This is a genomic window from Nodosilinea sp. FACHB-141, from assembly GCF_014696135.1.
In the GTDB taxonomy this organism is placed as follows: domain Bacteria; phylum Cyanobacteriota; class Cyanobacteriia; order Phormidesmidales; family Phormidesmidaceae; genus Nodosilinea.
In genome coordinates this window covers 222,480-237,975 of record NZ_JACJPP010000021.1, presented here as the reverse complement: position 1 = coordinate 237,975, position 15,496 = coordinate 222,480, and the positions used below count along the sequence as shown (strand labels likewise).

The window sequence follows — 15,496 nt, the reverse complement described above, 5'->3', positions numbered from 1 at the left end:
AACGCAATTACAAAGGCGGGGGGCGGTCAAACTGACCGCCCCCCGCCTTTGTGTCCTACCCGCTTGAGCCGGGCTCTAAAGAGCGGTCTTGAGCAGGTCAGCTCTGTCGGTTTTTTCCCAGGTGAAGTCGGGCAGCTCGCGACCAAAGTGGCCGTAGGCAGCCGTCTGCTGATAAATTGGGCGACGCAGATCGAGCATGTCGATTAAGCCCTGGGGGCGCAGGTCAAAGTGTTTGCGCACTAGCTCTGCGATCGCCCCGTCAGAAATCTTGCCCGTGCCAAAGGTGTTAATTGAGATCGAGGTGGGCTGAGCCACTCCGATAGCGTAGGAGACCTGAATTTCGCAGCGCTCGGCTAGGCCCGCCGCCACAATATTTTTAGCAACATAGCGCCCGGCATAGGCCGCCGAGCGATCGACCTTGGTGGGATCTTTGCCCGAGAATGCGCCGCCACCATGGCGAGCCATGCCGCCGTAGGTATCAACAATAATTTTGCGCCCGGTGAGGCCGCAGTCGCCGACGGGGCCGCCAATGATGAACTGCCCTGTGGGGTTGATGTGATATTGGGTATCGGCGTGGAGCCAGCTGTTGGGCAGCACCGGTTTAATGATTTCTTCCATCACCGCTTCGCGGATGTCAGCTTGAGAAATATCGGGGTCGTGCTGGGTCGAGAGCACCACCGCTTCCACCGCCACCGGTTTTAGATGCTCGTAGCGCAGGGTAATCTGGCTCTTGGCATCGGGGCGCAGCCAGGGCAACACGCCGTGTTTACGCAGGTAGGCCTGCCGCTCTACCAGCCGGTGGGCGTAGTAAATTGGGGCGGGCATAAGGGTATCGGTTTCGTTGGTGGCGTAGCCAAACATCAACCCCTGGTCGCCTGCGCCCAGATCTTTGTCGGTGGCCACATCGACGCCCATGGCGATGTCAGAGGACTGTTTGCCAATGGCGTTAAGCACCGCGCAGGAGGCTCCGTCAAAGCCTACATCGGAGCTGTCGTAGCCAATGGCCAGAATTACATTGCGGACAATGTCTTCTAGATCGACATAGGTGTTGGTGCGCACTTCCCCAGCTATGACGGCCATGCCGGTCTTAACTAAGGTTTCGACCGCTACTCGGGCATGCAGGTCTTCTTTGAGAATGGCATCCAAAACGGCATCGGAAATCTGGTCGGCCATTTTGTCGGGATGGCCTTCAGACACCGACTCAGAGGTGAAAATACTGTACTCGCTCATGGAATTAGGCCCAACCAGTGGCAGAAGGAATGCAGGCAGAATTCAACCGAGGCTGAATCGCATTCCAAAGTTTACCAAAGTTTGACGAAGTGCCAGAGTTGTGGATCGTTTGCCCTGGTTAGAGCGGGGCTGAGTTTAGCTCAGCAGCGCCCCCGGTGCCGCCCCATCGTGCAGTCCCCGAGCCTTTTGCTGCATGGTCTTAAAGATGTTGTAGAAGCCATTGGCCCGCGACGGTGTCAGGCTGACATCGAGCTGAGTGTCTTTGATGAAGTCGGGGGTGAGGGTGACGATTTCGTCGGGGGTAAGACCATTGAGAGCTTTGATCAGCAGAGCTACCAGCCCTTTGGTGATCTGAGCGTCAGAGTCGGCTTGATAAACTACTTTGCCGTCAATTAAATCAGCTACTACGAATACTTGAGAAACACAGCCTGGCACCTTGTTGTCCGGCGTTTTGTACTCCTCGGGCAGGGGGTCGAGTTTCTTGGCAAACCACAGCAGCTGCTCGTAGCGACGCTTAGGGTCAGCGGCCTTCTGAAAGCGGGCCACAATTTTCTCAATAGACTCGGGGCGATCGGCGGGCATGGCGCAGCGGGTGGGGAGACGTTTCTTGAGTAGTCTATCAAGTGGGAGTGATGGGGTGGAGGCGGGGGAGTGATGGGGTAGGGGAGTGATAGGGTGGGCCAAAAGAGGATTCTATATAGCCGTTATGTACGCTAGCCTCACTCCCCCTACTCCCTACCCCATCACTCCCTTACTCCCCAAATCTCTCTACGCTTTGCCGTCGCTATCTTTGCCGCTGACAAAGCGGTGGGCAACGGTTTCGGGCTGAATGGCGGAAAGAATGGTGTGGCCTGAGTCAGTGATAATGACGGCACGGGTGCGGCGACCGTAGGTGGCGTCGACTAGCTGCCCCCGCTCGCGGGCATCAGAGATAATGCGCTTAATGGGGGCAGACTCAGGGCTAACAATGGCAATTACCCGATTGGCCGATACGATGTTGCCAAAGCCAATATTGATGAGCTTAATGTCCATAATATATAGAAGGGCGATAACGGGAGGTGCTGGTGCTAACGCCAGGGTTAACCCCCGACTAGCCAGAAAACCCGGGGCTTTTTGGCACTATGCTCTACATTTGAGCCCAGATGACTTATTGCCATACTAACGAATCCGTCTGGTGCTGAGGGTGAATATCCGGCGAAATTTTAGGTTTTTGGCGTTTTCGTTCCTTGGGCTACATCCCTCGACCTAAAGGCAGCCCAATCGGGTCTTCTTAGCCCTTTTTTGGGTATCTCTGGCTAACCTAGCCTTGGGGTGCCCTGCTTACCCTGTCTCAGCCTGGAGGATTGTATTGTGCAGCCGGTTGACTTTACTACTCTGATGGCCCTGTGCCACAGCCTTGAGACCGACTGGGTGCCTGCCCGCTGCGAGACGGTGGTGCAGATTGACACGACCACCTTGGCGCTGGCGCTCAGAACCCTCGATCGCCGCGGTTGGCTGACGATCTCCTGGCACCCCCAGGCGGCGCGGCTGCACCTGGGCGACGCGCCACCCAAGGGGCAGGATACGTTCACCTTTAGCCAGCAGTTGAAGCACCAGATTAGCCAGCTGGCGCTGGTGGCGATCGCCCCGGTGGCCCCCTGGGAGCGGGCGATCGATTTGCAGTTTGGCCCTCGCCCCGGCGACCCGCCCCAGTGGCACCTGTACGTTGAAATTATGGGCAAGTACAGCAATGTCATTCTGGCCAACGCCCAAAACCAGATTGTTACGGCTGCCCACCAGGTGAGCGATCAGCAGTCGCGGGTTCGGCCTATTCAAACTGGCGACGCCTACGTGCTGCCCCCAGCCATCATGAATACGCTGCCCAGCCGGCAAGAATCCCAGAATGCTTGGCAGGAGCAGGTGACGTTGGTGCCCACTACGCTCAAAAAAATGCTGATGCAGAGCTACGGGGGGCTGAGTTCGTCGCTGGTGCGATCGCTGCTCTCTGCCGCCCGCTTAGCCCCTGACCAAGCCGCCGAAAGCCTGACTCAAAGCGACTGGGATCGCCTGTTTGAGGCCTGGCAGCGTTGGCTGGTCTGTCTTGAGAAGGGCGAGTTTTATCCTGGCTGGGCCGAGGGCGGCTACACCGTGCTCGACTGGGAAGGGGTGGCTCCGGTGGCGGATGTGCATCAGCTGCTGGATAAGTACTATGGCCGCGAGATTGCCCTACAGCAGTTCGATCGCCTCAAAAACCAGATTCAGCAGCGGCTCAAGGGCGTGCTCGATAAGCTGCGACTTAAGGCCAACACCTTTGAGCAGCGCCTCGATCAGTCGGCCCAGGCCGACCAGTACCGCCAGCAGGCCGATCTGCTGATGACCTACAGCCACCAGTGGCAGCCCGGTCTCACCCAGCTCACGGTGGAGGATTTTGACACCGGAGAACCCGTCACCCTCGCCATTGACCCTGACAAAACAGCGATTCAGCAGGCCCAGCGCCTCTACAAACAGCACCAAAAACTGAAGCGAGCGAAGGATGCGGTGGCCCCGCTGCTCGCCGAGGTACAAGCCGAACTGGCCTACCTAGAGCAGGTAGAGGCGGCCCTGACCCAGATTCCTACCTACGACGAACCGGCGGATCTGGAGGCGTTGATCGACATCCGCAACGAACTGATTCAGCAGGACTATATGGCCTCGCCCGACTATCGCCCCACTGATCGCAAGGCCAATGATGAAGGCTTCCGTCGCCTGCAGACTCCCGATGGCCTGCCGGTGCTAGTGGGCCGCAACAATCGCCAAAACGATCTGCTGATCTCAACGGTGGCTACCGACTACGACCTCTGGTTTCACACCCAGGAAATTCCTGGTAGCCACGTGCTGCTGCGGCTGGGGGCTGGGCAGGTGCCCAGCGATCGCGACCTGGCCTACGTAGCCGACTTAGCTGCATATTTCAGCCGCGCCCGGCACGCCGACCAGGTGCCGGTGATCTATACTCAGCCCCGCCATGTCTATAAGCCCAAGGGAGCGCGGCCCGGTATGGTGATTTACAAGCAGGAAACGGTAATCTGGGGCCAACCTCGCCGGGTTGAGCAGCAGCAGGCTAAACCGCTAGAACCTGTAGAGGCTTAGGGAAGCGTGAGCTGAGAGATTCCAGTTGTGAAGGTTGAGGGATGCGATCGCGCTCTAAATCAGGCCACTGTAGGGTGCATTGCTTCGCGAATGCACCAGCAAGAAAGTTGGCTTGTACTTATTTTCTTGCCTGTCCCTTAAAGACCCCAGTTTCAAAGGTTGAGTGGATGCGATCGCGCTCTACATCAGCGGCGGCACTGTTAGCCCCTTCAGCGTCTTGGCCGCAGACGTTAGCCCTTTGCCCTGCACCAACACCACAAAATTCCCCAGGCCCATGGGGTTGATCAGCTGGTGCAGCTTGTCGCGGCGCTGAATGGCAAGGTTGACGGTGGTGGGGTCGCTAGCCTGAATCTGGCCCAGGGCGGCGAGGCGATCGCCCAAACCCAGCGCCATCAAAAACATTCCCTGCTGCGTCGCCCCCACGGTTTCTAGCCCGCACTGCTCACCCTGACGCTCTAGCGCGGTGAAGTTGACGTGGGCGGTAATGTCTTGGTGGCCCAGGTGGCTGTAAGGATCGTTGTGGTGGGCGTGCTGGTAGTAGCACTGGAGCGTTCCTTGGGCTCGGCCGCGGCCGTAGTAGCGGCTGGCGGGGTAGCCGTAGTCAACCGTGAGCACGTAGCCCCGGTGCAACTTAGCTGCAACCGTTTTTATCCAGTCCAGAGCGGCCAGGTGAACTTCGGTGCGGTAGCCGGGAGCGTACTGAGGATCCGCTAGGTCAACGCCGACAAAGGCAAAGTAGTCGGCCAGTCGCGGGGTAGAAGGAGCCTCCACTGCTTCTTGCAGAAGGCATGCTGGGCTGTCGCCCAAGGTGACGTAGATCTCTTGCAGGCCCGATTCTGTCATCACTACTTGGTGTACCGGCAAAGCATCTACCAGTTCGTTCGAGAACAGGCAGCCAGTGATGCTGTCGTCAGGGATGTCTTCCAAACTTAGCCAGCTCACTCGCCCAGTCCAGCCAGATAAGCGTCGCTCTTGAGCGGCCCGCAGCAGGTCAGATTTCTCGACGATCTGGTAACTCAGGGCGGCAAAGCAGTCGGGAAAATGGTTTTGTAGAGCGCCCAGCGCATCGGCGGCGATCAGCCCCTGGCCTGCTCCCATTTCTACCAGCGAGAAGGGATTGGGGCGGCCCAAATGCTCCCACATTTCGGCAAACTGGATGGCCAGCAGTTCGCCAAAGTCGTGGCCTAAGTGGGCAGAGGTAACGAAGTCGCCCTCAAACCCAAGAATGGCGTCTTTAGTGCTGTAATAGCCGCCCTGGGGATGGTAGAGGACCAGCTCCATAAATTCGGCAAAGGGGATGTGGCCCTGGGGCGATTGGTGGATGCGATCGCACAGCACCTGGTACAAATCTGGGTTGTGGGGCATAGATTAGCGAGGCTGGAGGGTTTGTAACTGCTGCCGTAGTTTATCCACAGAATCTGCCACCGCTAAACAGGTGGTGCCTCGGCACACCATGCCCACAGCGTCAGCGGACAGATCATGGGAAACTGTGAAAACAGTTGTTGGCCAATATTTTGCCGCTAGTTCAGGAATAATTTCTGCCACAGCTTTGACCACAGTGCCATTACGAAACCAGTTGAGGCCTGCTAGCAAACTGGGGCAGGCGCGAGGAATCTGCTCTATGACAGTGCCAAAGGCTTGCAGGGTGCGATCGGCGCGGTCTAAATAGTCCAAATTGTCGGTGAGCAGAGATAGACGCATAAGGTTGGCAACGGCAACCCCATTCGCCGCTGGTGTCGCGCTGTCTTGATAGGGGCGTTCCTGCACCAGCAAATCTTCGCCAGCGGCGGTGCTGAAATAGCCCCCCTGGTCAGCACTCCACAGTAAATGGTCGAACTCCTGCTGGGTAGAGATCGCCAGCGTTAACCAGTCGGTATCGGTAGCAGAGCCTGGCGTGGCCAAGCTAGCTTGATGCAGGTCGAGGAACGCTTTGATCAGCAGGGCATAGTCTTCCGATTGGGCCTGCACTTGGGGAATGCCGTCGTAGCCCAGACGGTGCAGCTGACTGCCGATCCACTGATGCTGGCGAATGTGCTCAGCGGCAGTTACAGCGGTGGCCAGATAGTCGGGGTTCTGCAACACTGTCGCTGCCCTTGCCAAGCCAGAAATCATCAGGCTGTTCCACGCCACAATTAGTTTAGTGTCAGTCACCGGGGGAATGCGCCCTGGCCAAGTCTGGGTTTTAGCTGCCTGGTTATCGGTTGCTGGAGGAAAGGTCTCCAGCTCTGCCGCCGGGGTGCCGTAGCGCAGGATAAAGAACTGATCGAGGGCCACCTCGACCTCATCTGGGAGGGGGCCGAGTTCGAATCTTTGCAGCACAATTTGCCCCTCAAAGTTGCCCTCTGGGGTCACAGCAAAGGCATTCGCTAACGCCTGTAGCTGGTCGGCGGTCAGCGCCAATTCCAAAGTCTTGTAGGGCCAGGCGTAGAACGCGCCTTCCTCTGGCTCAACGTCGTTGGCGGTAACAAAGCTGTCAGCATCCTGGGCGGCGTAGAAATAGCCTTCTGGGGCGGTCATTTCACGCAAGAGCCAGGTGTGGGTGAGGGCGATCGCCCGCTCAAAGGCCGGTTCTTGCTGCCCGCTAGCCCACAGATCAGCCAGGTACTCCACGATCATGCCGTTGTCGTAGAGCATCTTCTCAAAGTGGGGCACCGTCCAGCTTGGGTCTACGGTGTAGCGGTGAAAGCCGCCGCCCACATGGTCGTAAATGCCGCCCAGGGCCATGTCTTGTCCTCGCTGGCCGCAGATGTGAGCCGCGTCTAGCTCTAGGTCAAACCGCAGCCCACCCAGCACCGCCGCCGCGTAGGGAATCATCGGAAAGCAGGTGCCCTGACCCGAGGGGATAAGAATTTTGGCGTTGTTGGTCAGCCCCGCATAGAGCACGTCCGCCGATGAAATTGTGGGGGATTCTGGCAACTGCGCCCCTTGGTGCAAATTGCCCATCACCGCCTCGGTGATCTCGGCTAAACGGGTCTTTTCGGTGTCGTAGAACTGGCGCAGAGCCGTGAGCACCTGCAAAAATCCAGGCCGCCCATACTTCTGCTCTAGCGGAAAATAAGTGCCCCCATAAAACGGCACCCGCGTTTCGGGATGCAGCATTACGTTCAGTGGCCAGCCCCCTTGCCCAGTGAGCATTTGCAGCGCCTGCATATAGATGCTGTCGACATCGGGCCGCTCTTCGCGATCGACCTTAATGGGGATGAAGTTGGCATTCATGTAGGCTGCGATCGCCTCATCTGAGAACGCTTCCCCCTCCATCACCGTGCACCAGTGGCAGCTCGAATAGCCGATTGACAGAAAGATTGGCTTGTCATCCTGCCTAGCCCGCTCCAGCGCCTCATCACACCAGGGCCACCAGTCGATCGGGTTTTCGGCGTGCTTGCGCAAATACAGACTGGAAGAATCTGCCAGACGATTAGTCATAAAGGTGAGGCAGTGAGGGGCATGATCACCCTAGCATGGCAGTAGTTGGAGGGTTCACGGTCTAGGGTTTGAGATTGAGGGTAAGGGTACAGAGCGTTTACAAGCACTTATTTAGGATCGGCAAAGCACAGTAATGCAGATTCAGTTTCCAGAGAGCTGGCCAACCACGCCCGCCGAGGCGATCGCACTCCAGCAAACCCTTGCTCCTCAGATTGTCCTCGAAGACCGTATCCCTAACCCCATTCGTTACGTCGCCGGAGTGGATGCGGGGTTTGAGGATGAGGGCGAAACCACCCGCGCCGCAGTGGTGGTGCTGTCGTTTCCCGACCTGACTCCGGTAGATGAGGTGTTGGTGCGGCAGCCTACCGTTTTTCCCTACGTGCCGGGGCTGCTGTCGTTTCGGGAGGTGCCTGCGGTGCTGGCGGCCCTGGCGCAGCTCAAAACCGAGCCGGATGTGATTCTCTGCGATGGTCAGGGAATAGCGCATCCTCGGCGGTTGGGGATTGCGTCGCATTTAGGGTTACTGTGCGATCGCCCCACCGTCGGCGTGGCCAAGTCGCGCTTGGTGGGCACCCACATCGAGGTGCCGCCCGATAAAGGCACCTGGGTACCGCTGACGGATCGGGGCGATCGCATCGGAGCCGTGCTGCGCAACCGCGCCAACACCAAACCCCTGTACATTTCCCCAGGCCACTACACAACGCTGGAGACTGCCATCGACCTAGTGTTGCGGTGCAGCACGAAATACCGTCTGCCCGAAACCACTCGCTACGCCGATCGCCTAGCGTCTTCCGGCACGGCGCGATCGGCCCTGGAGGAAGTTCAGCAGGGTCGCTTGTTTTAGCGAGGATAGAATGTAGGGCCGAATGGTACTGACTATTTCCCCAAACGGCTCAGCAGTTTGCCTGCCTTGCGGCTTAGGGTTTTCATAGGAGATGGGGCTGCTGCTGGAACTTCCACCGGACGGCTGTCGGGGTCGCGCAGGTAGCGGTAGTGGGCCCAGATATCCCAGTAGGGGCAGCCTGGCTGAATGCGGTAGCCTGCCCAGTGCAGATAGTCGAGGGGCTTGTTCACATTCGGATCGCTTAAGGCCATGCCCTCTTGGACAAAGTGGGGGCTGCCTGCCCAGTTGCCGGGGCCACCGCCGGGTTGGCGCACCAAGTTAAACCGCCGCGCCATGCGCTTGAGAATCAGGTAGTTGATGATCGGCTGATCGGAGGTTTTTTCTGAAAAATCGAAATAGTCGGGGTGAGCGGCGCATTCAGCGAACGTATCGTAAAGGTCTTGCTCGCTGACTAGCCCTTTTTTTGACCCCCAAAAGCCGCAGTTAAACATATCCTCTAACTCGGCGGCGGTGAAAACACCTTGCTCGACGATCGCGGGGGCAAACACGTTGCGAATGCCGCCCCGGTGCTGGTAGTCGTAGCTGATGAAATCGTGGTCATCGAGGGCGTCGAGCACTTTAGCGATCGCGCTAAACACCACCACATCGGTATCGATGTAGAGAAAGCGATCGAAGGGGCCAAACCAGCAGGCCTGCTTGCGAAACTGGTTGGGCCGGGCAAAGAACCCTTCGCCAAAGATGCCGTGCAAATTTTCTGACAACCGCTGAATGAACTCCAAGTCGGGGTAGACCTCCACGCCGTAGTCGCGGCCCAGCACCTCGGCTACCTGGTGGTAGTCGTCGTTGTAGGGAATCAGCATCACCGGAATGCTGGGGTCGTGGGCACGAATGCTGTTGAGGCAGGCGATCGTATGGTCGATCACCTTGTCGTTGGCTGTAATGTAAATGCCGCGCGAAGTCATAGCAATCCTCAGGGGAGCAACTGGGCCAGGGGTTTTAGGTACCGTCGCCAGCCTTGGGGCTTGGCTGTCACTAGTTTGCCCAGCAGAGCCGGACGGGTCTCAGGATTGTGTAGATAGCGGTAGTGCAAAAACACATCGCGGTAGGGCAAGTCCATGTTCTCGCCATTGCAGAGGCGGGCGAAAAGTTTGGACGATAAGCCGATGTAGTGCAGATATAGCAGCGGCACACCCTTGTCGTAGACCCGGTGACTCTCAATAGTGAAGTGGCTGGAGGTGATCGAGTTGCCGGTGCGCTGATCGGTTGGCAGCGTGAGCGCCAGGTTGCAGGAGTTGACCTCGCAGCGCATCACTAGATAGTTGAGAATGGTTTGGTCGGGGGCCATGGGGTACAGCACGGCCGCTTCCCCAGCTTGCAGCCGGTTCAAAATGTCTTGGCCCCGATCGGGATCAAACAGCCCCCGGCGACTGGCGTAGAAGCCCGAGCAAAACGCTTGCCGCTGCACCTGCTCCGCCGAAAACAGTTGCTCCATCCAGCCAGAACTCACGTCATACACGTGGCTAAGGTCTTTGTGCTGAAAGTCGTAAGTGACCCAGTCGTACTCATTCAACGCGTTGAACACCAGGGCTGGGTCGCTCAGCAGTAGCGTGTCGGCATCCATATAAATGAAGCGATCGAAGGGGCCGTCGAAGGCGCAGAAGCGGCGGTGGGTACCCATACGGTGAATGCCCGCACTACCGATCGCATCCCACTGTTGCCGAGCAGTAGGATGGGTGGCCCAGATTTGCTCGACCCAGGCATCCCACCGCTGGATGGAGGCGGTGTCGTCGTAAAGGGTGAGTTGGGGGCGCGATCGCACCAGTTCCCTTAAACGCTCCACCTGGTCGTCGTAGGGATAAATGCAAACTGGCATCCCTGGGGCGAAGAGTTCAATGCTGTTAATCAGGGCGATGATTTGGTCGTAAACGCGATCATTGCCGAGGGTACAAATGCCGTCCATAAGCTGCCTTTGCTGTAGGTATCTCAAGAAGTCTGCTCTTTTCTTAAGCTCGACCAGGTCGAATTTGTATCTCTCAAAATTACTTGATATCGCCGATAGAGCTGATCTATTTCGTTTTCTGGCACCTCTCCGGCAGCATGAACCAGCAGATACTCTAAATCTGTCTTCAGCTCGTACAAATCATTAAGTGTTCCTTGATAGCGAACCCAAAGCCCTTGATGGTTGAAGTAAGCGTCTAACCCGGTCACAAAGGTGACGGCTGCACTCAAAACAAAAGCAAGATTCTGCACGATGAGCTGTCCAGACTCATTTAGCCCTTTCAGACCCAGTAGAACGGTAGTCGATGCAGCCAGGAGTATTGATATCAGTTTCGTTCTAACGGCTTTAGTTTGGTTGTGCTCTTTCCGCCATTTGAAGGAGCTAATCTGCTTTTCAATTTTCTGCTTTAGAAACTCTGATTTTTCGATCGCCCGCAGGTCACCCATCCCCTTTATCCTCCTTTGCTGCGCTTATACTCACGCCTGATTTCCCACCCAGTCTGACAGCCAGTTCATCAGATTTAGCTTGTGGAGGATCACTTGGCGGGCTTCGGCCATCGCATCCTTTGCTTCCATCCACGCATCGGGGTTAGCCGTCACCTCGCGGATGTACTCAATCCCCTTCGCGTCTAGGCTGGGCAGGCGCAAAAAGCTGCCGGATGGCAGCAGTTTATCCGCCGCGCCGCCGCCGTAGTAGATGGGTAGACACCAGGAGAGCAAGGCATCCCAAAGCTTTTCGCTAGCGTACCAGTCGTTGTCGGCAAAGTTTTCGATCGCCAGGTTGTAGGTGTAGGGGGCCATTCCCGACCATTTGTTGCTGAGTTCCCCTGCCGTGCGGATACCGGGGGGCAGGCCACGACCGTAGACTTCTACGGGCACGCCGCTCTCCTGAAGGGTCTGTAAGAAGGCGAGACGCTGGCGATGACTCTCGGTGCGGTTGATGCCGGAGGTAATCCAGCTACAGGGGCTGTGCTTTTCGGGGGGTGGCGCTTCGTTCAGCTCGCGGAACGAGACATTCACGTACCAAATCGCGGGCATGTAGGCCGGAGTAGGGGCCGAGTCGTCGGGACCAGAGATATAGCCGCAGTAGTCGCGGGCGTAGGCGTAGTTGAGTAGGTTTTGCGATCGCACCTCCGGCAACGGCGGCTCGCGCAGCAAAAAGGCAGTACGTTCTTTGGGTACTTGACTGAACTGGGGAGGCAGCTGGCTGAGAGCTTCCACCGGAGCGGCAGATTTGGCAAAGGGCAACGCGCTGAGCAACCGCTGCGATTTTGACTGGGGCTTAGGGGCCAACCGCTCGTGAAAGTTGAACTGATACAGCAGCAGGTAGTCGGGCCTTGGATTCTGCGATTGCAGCTGCATGTTGCCCCACACCCCAAAGGGTTCGGGCGTTTGCTTCCACAGCCAGTCGCACTGAGTTAGGCCGCCGTAGCTCGACAGCATGCCAACAATAGGACGGGTCATGGGTTTCCTCCCGGCAGTTGAGGGTGGTATCGGGCTTCTACGTGAGACAAAATTTTCTCAGTGCGGACTTCCCAAGAGTAGGGTCGAAGGGCGTCTACGTTGGGAGCAAAACCCTCAGCCGGGCGAGGATGCTGGGTGAGCACCTGCCTCAGGCTATTGGCAAAAGCCGGGGGTTGATTGGGATCGCACCAGTCGGCAATCTGTGCGGCCAGGGGCCAGTTTTCGAGCGATGGAATGCGGGTGGCCACAACTGGGGTGCCTGAGGCGAGGTAGTCAAATAATTTGAGGGGAGAGGTAAAAGTGGCAGCCTTGCCCAACAGGTGGGGATGGGCAAGGGCATCGGCGGCTTGCAGCAGGTGGGCTAAGTCCTGCTGTGCTAAAAATCCAAGCACATCCACATTTTCTAAGCCTAGGTTCGCGAGGCGATCGCAGTAGTGCTGCTGCTGGTCAACGGGTCCACCGGCCAGGGCAAATTTCACCTGAGGAAATTGGGGTGCGATTTCTAGCAATAAATTGACGCCCTTGAATTCGTGTAAAGCCCCGGCGTAGACGACGAGTTGGGTGAAGGGTGGAGTGAGGAGGCGATCGCGCCACTCCTGCGCCGCTGCTGGATGCCGTGTCAAAAACTGCGTGTTAAACCCATTGGGCACCGTAATCACCTTTTTCTCGGGCACCCCGTTGCGCACAATGCTCTCTCTCACCGTGTCGATGACGGTGACCACCACCTGCAACAAAGGATGGGTCGCCATTTCGGGCTCAAAGGGTTTTTCGGTGTGGTGGTGGCACTCAAACACCACGGGTACTCCCTGCTTCAGGGCGGCTTTAGCAAAATTCCAGTCGCGGGTGTGGACGAGGGCGGTGCGGGTGGCCAGGTGCCGCGGCCAGTAGTATTTGCAGGCTACGGTGCTGGCGTTGGTGAGCTTGTGCTTGACCCGGTCGATGGGCCAGGGCATGGCCAGGGGGAGCAGTTCTAGCCGGTTTTGAATATTGAAAAATCGGGCGAAGGCGTCATCCACTGGTTGGGGCTGCGGATTGACCCAGCGCCAAGGTTGCCAAGCCGTCGAGCCGCGATCGACAAAGGCGAGCTGGGTGGGGTAGCCCAGGTTGGCAGCAGCGTTGGCGCACTGCACTGTTTGAATCAGGTGGGCCGCTGGCTGGGGTAGAGTGTCGCGGATGAAGAAAAGGTAGGGGCGGGGCATGGGTAGGGAGTAGGCAAGTTTTAAATTTTGAATTTTTAGTTTTGAATTGGAAGGGGAGATGGGAGGGAGATTGGGGACGGGTGGTGGGGGTAAGGTTCTGTTGGTGGGGCAGAGGGAGGAAGTGGGTTGTTGGGGGAGGCAGTCTGTTTTTCGATAGCTTCGAGGGTGGGGAGAAGGTTGAGGGCGGCGTGGTAGGCCTCTTGGACAAGTTCTTCAGTTTCAGGGCCGTCTTCGACCAGGCCGTCGGCCAAAAGCTGAAGGGAGCCGAGCACAATATTCAGCCCGGTGCGCAGGTCGTAGGAGGCGGCGTTGGTAATGGCTGGAGAGATAGGGCAGGAGCCGGTTTCTTGGGCGAACTGCACGGTGTAGAGATAGGTGTAGCGGCCATGTTTTTGCAGCAGTTCTTCATGGGTGCCCAGCTCGACGACGCGGCCTTGGTCGAGCACGGCAATCTGGTGGGCTTTGCGAATGGTGGAAAGGCGGTGGGCAATGACTAGGGTGGTGCGATCGCGGCTCAAATCCTCCAAGGCTTCCTGCACCAATTGCTCTGATACCGTATCTAAAGCGCTGGTGGCTTCATCGAGGATCAAAATCGGCGGGTTTTGCAGCAGGGCGCGGGCAATGGCGATGCGCTGACGCTGGCCGCCCGAGAGCATGACGCCGCGATCGCCCACTACGGTGTCAAATCCCTGGGGCAGCTGGCTGATAAATTCATAGGCGTTGGCCCGCTGAGCGGCCTGCACTACCTCAGCGTCGGTGGCTGCTGGCTGGGCGTAGGCGATGTTGTCGCGTACGGTGGCGTTAAACAAGAACGTGTCTTGGCTAACAATGCCCATGGCCCGGCGTAGACTGCCCAGGTCAAACTCGCGCAGATCTATCCCATCGATGGCGATGCGGCCCGCTACCGGATCGTAGAAGCGGGGCAGCAGATCGGCCAGGGTAGACTTGCCCGCGCCGGAGGCTCCCACCAGGGCCAGGGTGGTACCCTTGGGCAGCGAGAGGGTGATGTCGTGGAGCGACCAATCCTTGGCGGTGGGATATTTGAATGCGATGCCCTCGAAGGTGATGCCCTGGCTGAGGGTGGTGAGGCGGCGATCGCCCTGGGGCATAAACGCTTTGTTGTCGCGGCGCAAAAAGTCGTAGACCAGGTCAACGCTGGCGGAACTGTTGGCTAGCTGGCTGCGGGCCGAGTTGAGCTGCCCCACAAACTGAATCACTCGCGACAGCACAAACAAAAAGGTCAGCAGCAGGGTAGCCGAGGCCGCCGAGCCGCTGCCCAGCCAAAACTGGCTGATCAAAATAATTGCTACCAGGGCCAAAATGCTGAGAATTTCGTTCAGCGGACCGATGATGGCGGTGTTCATCTGCGATCGCAGGGCGGCCTGCTCGCGCTGCTCGATCAGCGCTTCTACCTGAGCGAATTCTGCTGCTTCGTTGGCGGTGGCTTTCACCAGGCGCATGCCGTTGAGCATTTCTAGGGTGCGCACCGAATAGTCTTTAGAAGCCTCCGCCAGAGCCTTGCCGTGCTCACGGGCGCGGGCGATCACGTAGCGGTTAAGCAGCAGCACCCCGACCATCAGCACCACCGCGGCCAAGGTTAGCGACCCCGAGATCGACAGCAGCACCACCGTAAAAAACAAAATATTCAGCGATGCCCGCAGCAGGTTGATCACCGCGTTGATGGAGGCTACCGCCCGGCCAATTTGATCGTTCAGCCGCTGGATAATATCCCCAGTGCGCATGGTGTTGTGGTAGTCGATATCGACCTTGAGCAGCAGGTCGAGCCCGTCTCGACGCAGATCGCAGGTGAGGCGGCGGCTGAGCCCTTCGCTGGTGACGCTGCTGAGGTAGTTGGCTAGGTTTTTGAGCAGAATGGTCAACACAATAAAGCTCAGCATCAGCACCGCTCGCCCCGGCCCAGGGATACCCAAAACGGGTTCCAGCAGCTTTTCTAGCAGGGGAGGAAGGGCGATCGCCCCAGCACTGCCGGCCCCGGTGCCCAACAGCTCAAACACCGCGGGCACAATCAGCGTGGTGCCCACCCCGTTAAACACCGCCCCCGAAAAACCCAGCCCGATGGCAGCCAGAATGCGCCAGGGGTAGCGTTTTGCGTGGTTAAAGAGCAGCTTTTGGGCGGTCATGGAGCGTTAGGGAGTAGATGGGTAAGGGGTGGATGGGTAGGGTGCATTCGGCGGTCAGGGAAAGTGGGGATGCTCCCAGGACATTGCTCCGC

13 protein-coding genes are annotated in these 15,496 nt (G+C 58.0%); 2 read left to right on the top strand and 11 right to left on the bottom strand.

The window, feature by feature from the left end; translation table 11 throughout:
* Positions 1 to 75 precede the first annotated feature (75 nt).
* From metK to remA, 3 genes are all read right to left on the bottom strand, one after another.
* Complete coding sequence (gene metK, locus H6F59_RS21965) at positions 76 to 1,230, bottom strand: methionine adenosyltransferase (RefSeq protein ID WP_190705678.1); 1,155 nt, start codon at positions 1,228 to 1,230, stop codon at positions 76 to 78.
* 135 nt (positions 1,231 to 1,365) lie between these two features.
* Positions 1,366 to 1,812 carry a SufE family protein gene (locus tag H6F59_RS21960; protein ID WP_073606828.1) on the bottom strand — a complete coding sequence of 149 codons (447 nt, stop codon included), beginning with the start codon at positions 1,810 to 1,812 and terminating at the stop codon, positions 1,366 to 1,368.
* 186 nt (positions 1,813 to 1,998) lie between these two features.
* Positions 1,999 to 2,262, bottom strand: coding sequence for an extracellular matrix/biofilm regulator RemA (gene remA, locus H6F59_RS21955; RefSeq protein ID WP_017298145.1), 264 nt, complete (start codon positions 2,260 to 2,262; stop codon positions 1,999 to 2,001).
* 318 nt (positions 2,263 to 2,580) lie between these two features.
* On the opposite strand from remA, the gene H6F59_RS21950 reads away from it, so the two are divergent.
* Positions 2,581 to 4,335, top strand: coding sequence for an NFACT family protein (locus H6F59_RS21950; protein ID WP_190705676.1), 1,755 nt, complete (start codon positions 2,581 to 2,583; stop codon positions 4,333 to 4,335).
* A 180-nt stretch (positions 4,336 to 4,515) separates the two neighbouring features.
* Here H6F59_RS21950 and H6F59_RS21945 read toward each other — a convergent pair whose 3' ends face one another.
* Positions 4,516 to 5,700: a class I SAM-dependent methyltransferase gene (locus tag H6F59_RS21945; protein ID WP_190705673.1), complete on the bottom strand. Its 1,185-nt coding sequence runs from the start codon at positions 5,698 to 5,700 to the stop codon at positions 4,516 to 4,518.
* A 3-nt stretch (positions 5,701 to 5,703) separates the two neighbouring features.
* Positions 5,704 to 7,758: a thioredoxin domain-containing protein gene (locus H6F59_RS21940; protein ID WP_190705669.1), complete on the bottom strand. Its 2,055-nt coding sequence runs from the start codon at positions 7,756 to 7,758 to the stop codon at positions 5,704 to 5,706.
* A 133-nt stretch (positions 7,759 to 7,891) separates the two neighbouring features.
* On the opposite strand from H6F59_RS21940, the gene nfi reads away from it, so the two are divergent.
* Positions 7,892 to 8,602: a deoxyribonuclease V gene (gene nfi / locus H6F59_RS21935; RefSeq protein WP_190705666.1), complete on the top strand. Its 711-nt coding sequence runs from the start codon at positions 7,892 to 7,894 to the stop codon at positions 8,600 to 8,602.
* 32 nt (positions 8,603 to 8,634) lie between these two features.
* Here the strand turns inward: nfi and H6F59_RS21930 are convergent, their stop codons facing one another.
* From H6F59_RS21930 to H6F59_RS21905, 6 genes are read right to left on the bottom strand one after another with little or no spacing between them, the layout of a single operon-like run.
* Positions 8,635 to 9,564 carry an Npun_R2821/Npun_R2822 family protein gene (locus tag H6F59_RS21930; protein ID WP_190705663.1) on the bottom strand — a complete coding sequence of 310 codons (930 nt, stop codon included), beginning with the start codon at positions 9,562 to 9,564 and terminating at the stop codon, positions 8,635 to 8,637.
* An 8-nt stretch (positions 9,565 to 9,572) separates the two neighbouring features.
* Positions 9,573 to 10,562 carry an Npun_R2821/Npun_R2822 family protein gene (locus H6F59_RS21925; RefSeq protein ID WP_190705659.1) on the bottom strand — a complete coding sequence of 330 codons (990 nt, stop codon included), beginning with the start codon at positions 10,560 to 10,562 and terminating at the stop codon, positions 9,573 to 9,575.
* Between the two features lie 23 nt (positions 10,563 to 10,585).
* Positions 10,586 to 11,047 (bottom strand): DUF4231 domain-containing protein, encoded by a 462-nt coding sequence (locus H6F59_RS21920; protein ID WP_190705655.1) that lies wholly within the window; start codon positions 11,045 to 11,047, stop codon positions 10,586 to 10,588.
* Between the two features lie 30 nt (positions 11,048 to 11,077).
* Positions 11,078 to 12,064 carry a glycosyltransferase family 10 domain-containing protein gene (locus H6F59_RS21915; RefSeq protein WP_190705651.1) on the bottom strand — a complete coding sequence of 329 codons (987 nt, stop codon included), beginning with the start codon at positions 12,062 to 12,064 and terminating at the stop codon, positions 11,078 to 11,080.
* On the bottom strand, positions 12,061 to 13,263 hold the full coding sequence (locus H6F59_RS21910; protein ID WP_190705648.1) for a glycosyltransferase family 4 protein: 1,203 nt from the start codon (positions 13,261 to 13,263) through the stop codon (positions 12,061 to 12,063). Before H6F59_RS21910 ends, H6F59_RS21915 begins: the two co-directional genes overlap by 4 nt.
* Before the next feature lie 35 nt (positions 13,264 to 13,298).
* On the bottom strand, positions 13,299 to 15,404 hold the full coding sequence (locus H6F59_RS21905; RefSeq protein ID WP_190705645.1) for an ABC transporter ATP-binding protein: 2,106 nt from the start codon (positions 15,402 to 15,404) through the stop codon (positions 13,299 to 13,301).
* Positions 15,405 to 15,496: the final 92 nt, after the last annotated feature.

Bases quoted from the DNA above. Each gene is read 5' to 3' on its own strand.
- metK (WP_190705678.1), bottom strand. From the start codon at position 1,230: ATGAGCGAGTACAGTATTTTCACCTCTGAGTCGGTGTCTGAAGGCCAT.
- H6F59_RS21960 (WP_073606828.1), bottom strand. From the start codon at position 1,812: ATGCCCGCCGATCGCCCCGAGTCTATTGAGAAAATTGTGGCCCGCTTT.
- remA (WP_017298145.1), bottom strand. From the start codon at position 2,262: ATGGACATTAAGCTCATCAATATTGGCTTTGGCAACATCGTATCGGCC.
- H6F59_RS21945 (WP_190705673.1), bottom strand. From the start codon at position 5,700: ATGCCCCACAACCCAGATTTGTACCAGGTGCTGTGCGATCGCATCCAC.
- H6F59_RS21940 (WP_190705669.1), bottom strand. From the start codon at position 7,758: ATGACTAATCGTCTGGCAGATTCTTCCAGTCTGTATTTGCGCAAGCAC.
- nfi (WP_190705666.1), top strand. From the start codon at position 7,892: ATGCAGATTCAGTTTCCAGAGAGCTGGCCAACCACGCCCGCCGAGGCG.
- H6F59_RS21930 (WP_190705663.1), bottom strand. From the start codon at position 9,564: ATGACTTCGCGCGGCATTTACATTACAGCCAACGACAAGGTGATCGAC.
- H6F59_RS21925 (WP_190705659.1), bottom strand. From the start codon at position 10,562: ATGGACGGCATTTGTACCCTCGGCAATGATCGCGTTTACGACCAAATC.
- H6F59_RS21920 (WP_190705655.1), bottom strand. From the start codon at position 11,047: ATGGGTGACCTGCGGGCGATCGAAAAATCAGAGTTTCTAAAGCAGAAA.
- H6F59_RS21915 (WP_190705651.1), bottom strand. From the start codon at position 12,064: ATGACCCGTCCTATTGTTGGCATGCTGTCGAGCTACGGCGGCCTAACT.
- H6F59_RS21910 (WP_190705648.1), bottom strand. From the start codon at position 13,263: ATGCCCCGCCCCTACCTTTTCTTCATCCGCGACACTCTACCCCAGCCA.
- H6F59_RS21905 (WP_190705645.1), bottom strand. From the start codon at position 15,404: ATGACCGCCCAAAAGCTGCTCTTTAACCACGCAAAACGCTACCCCTGG.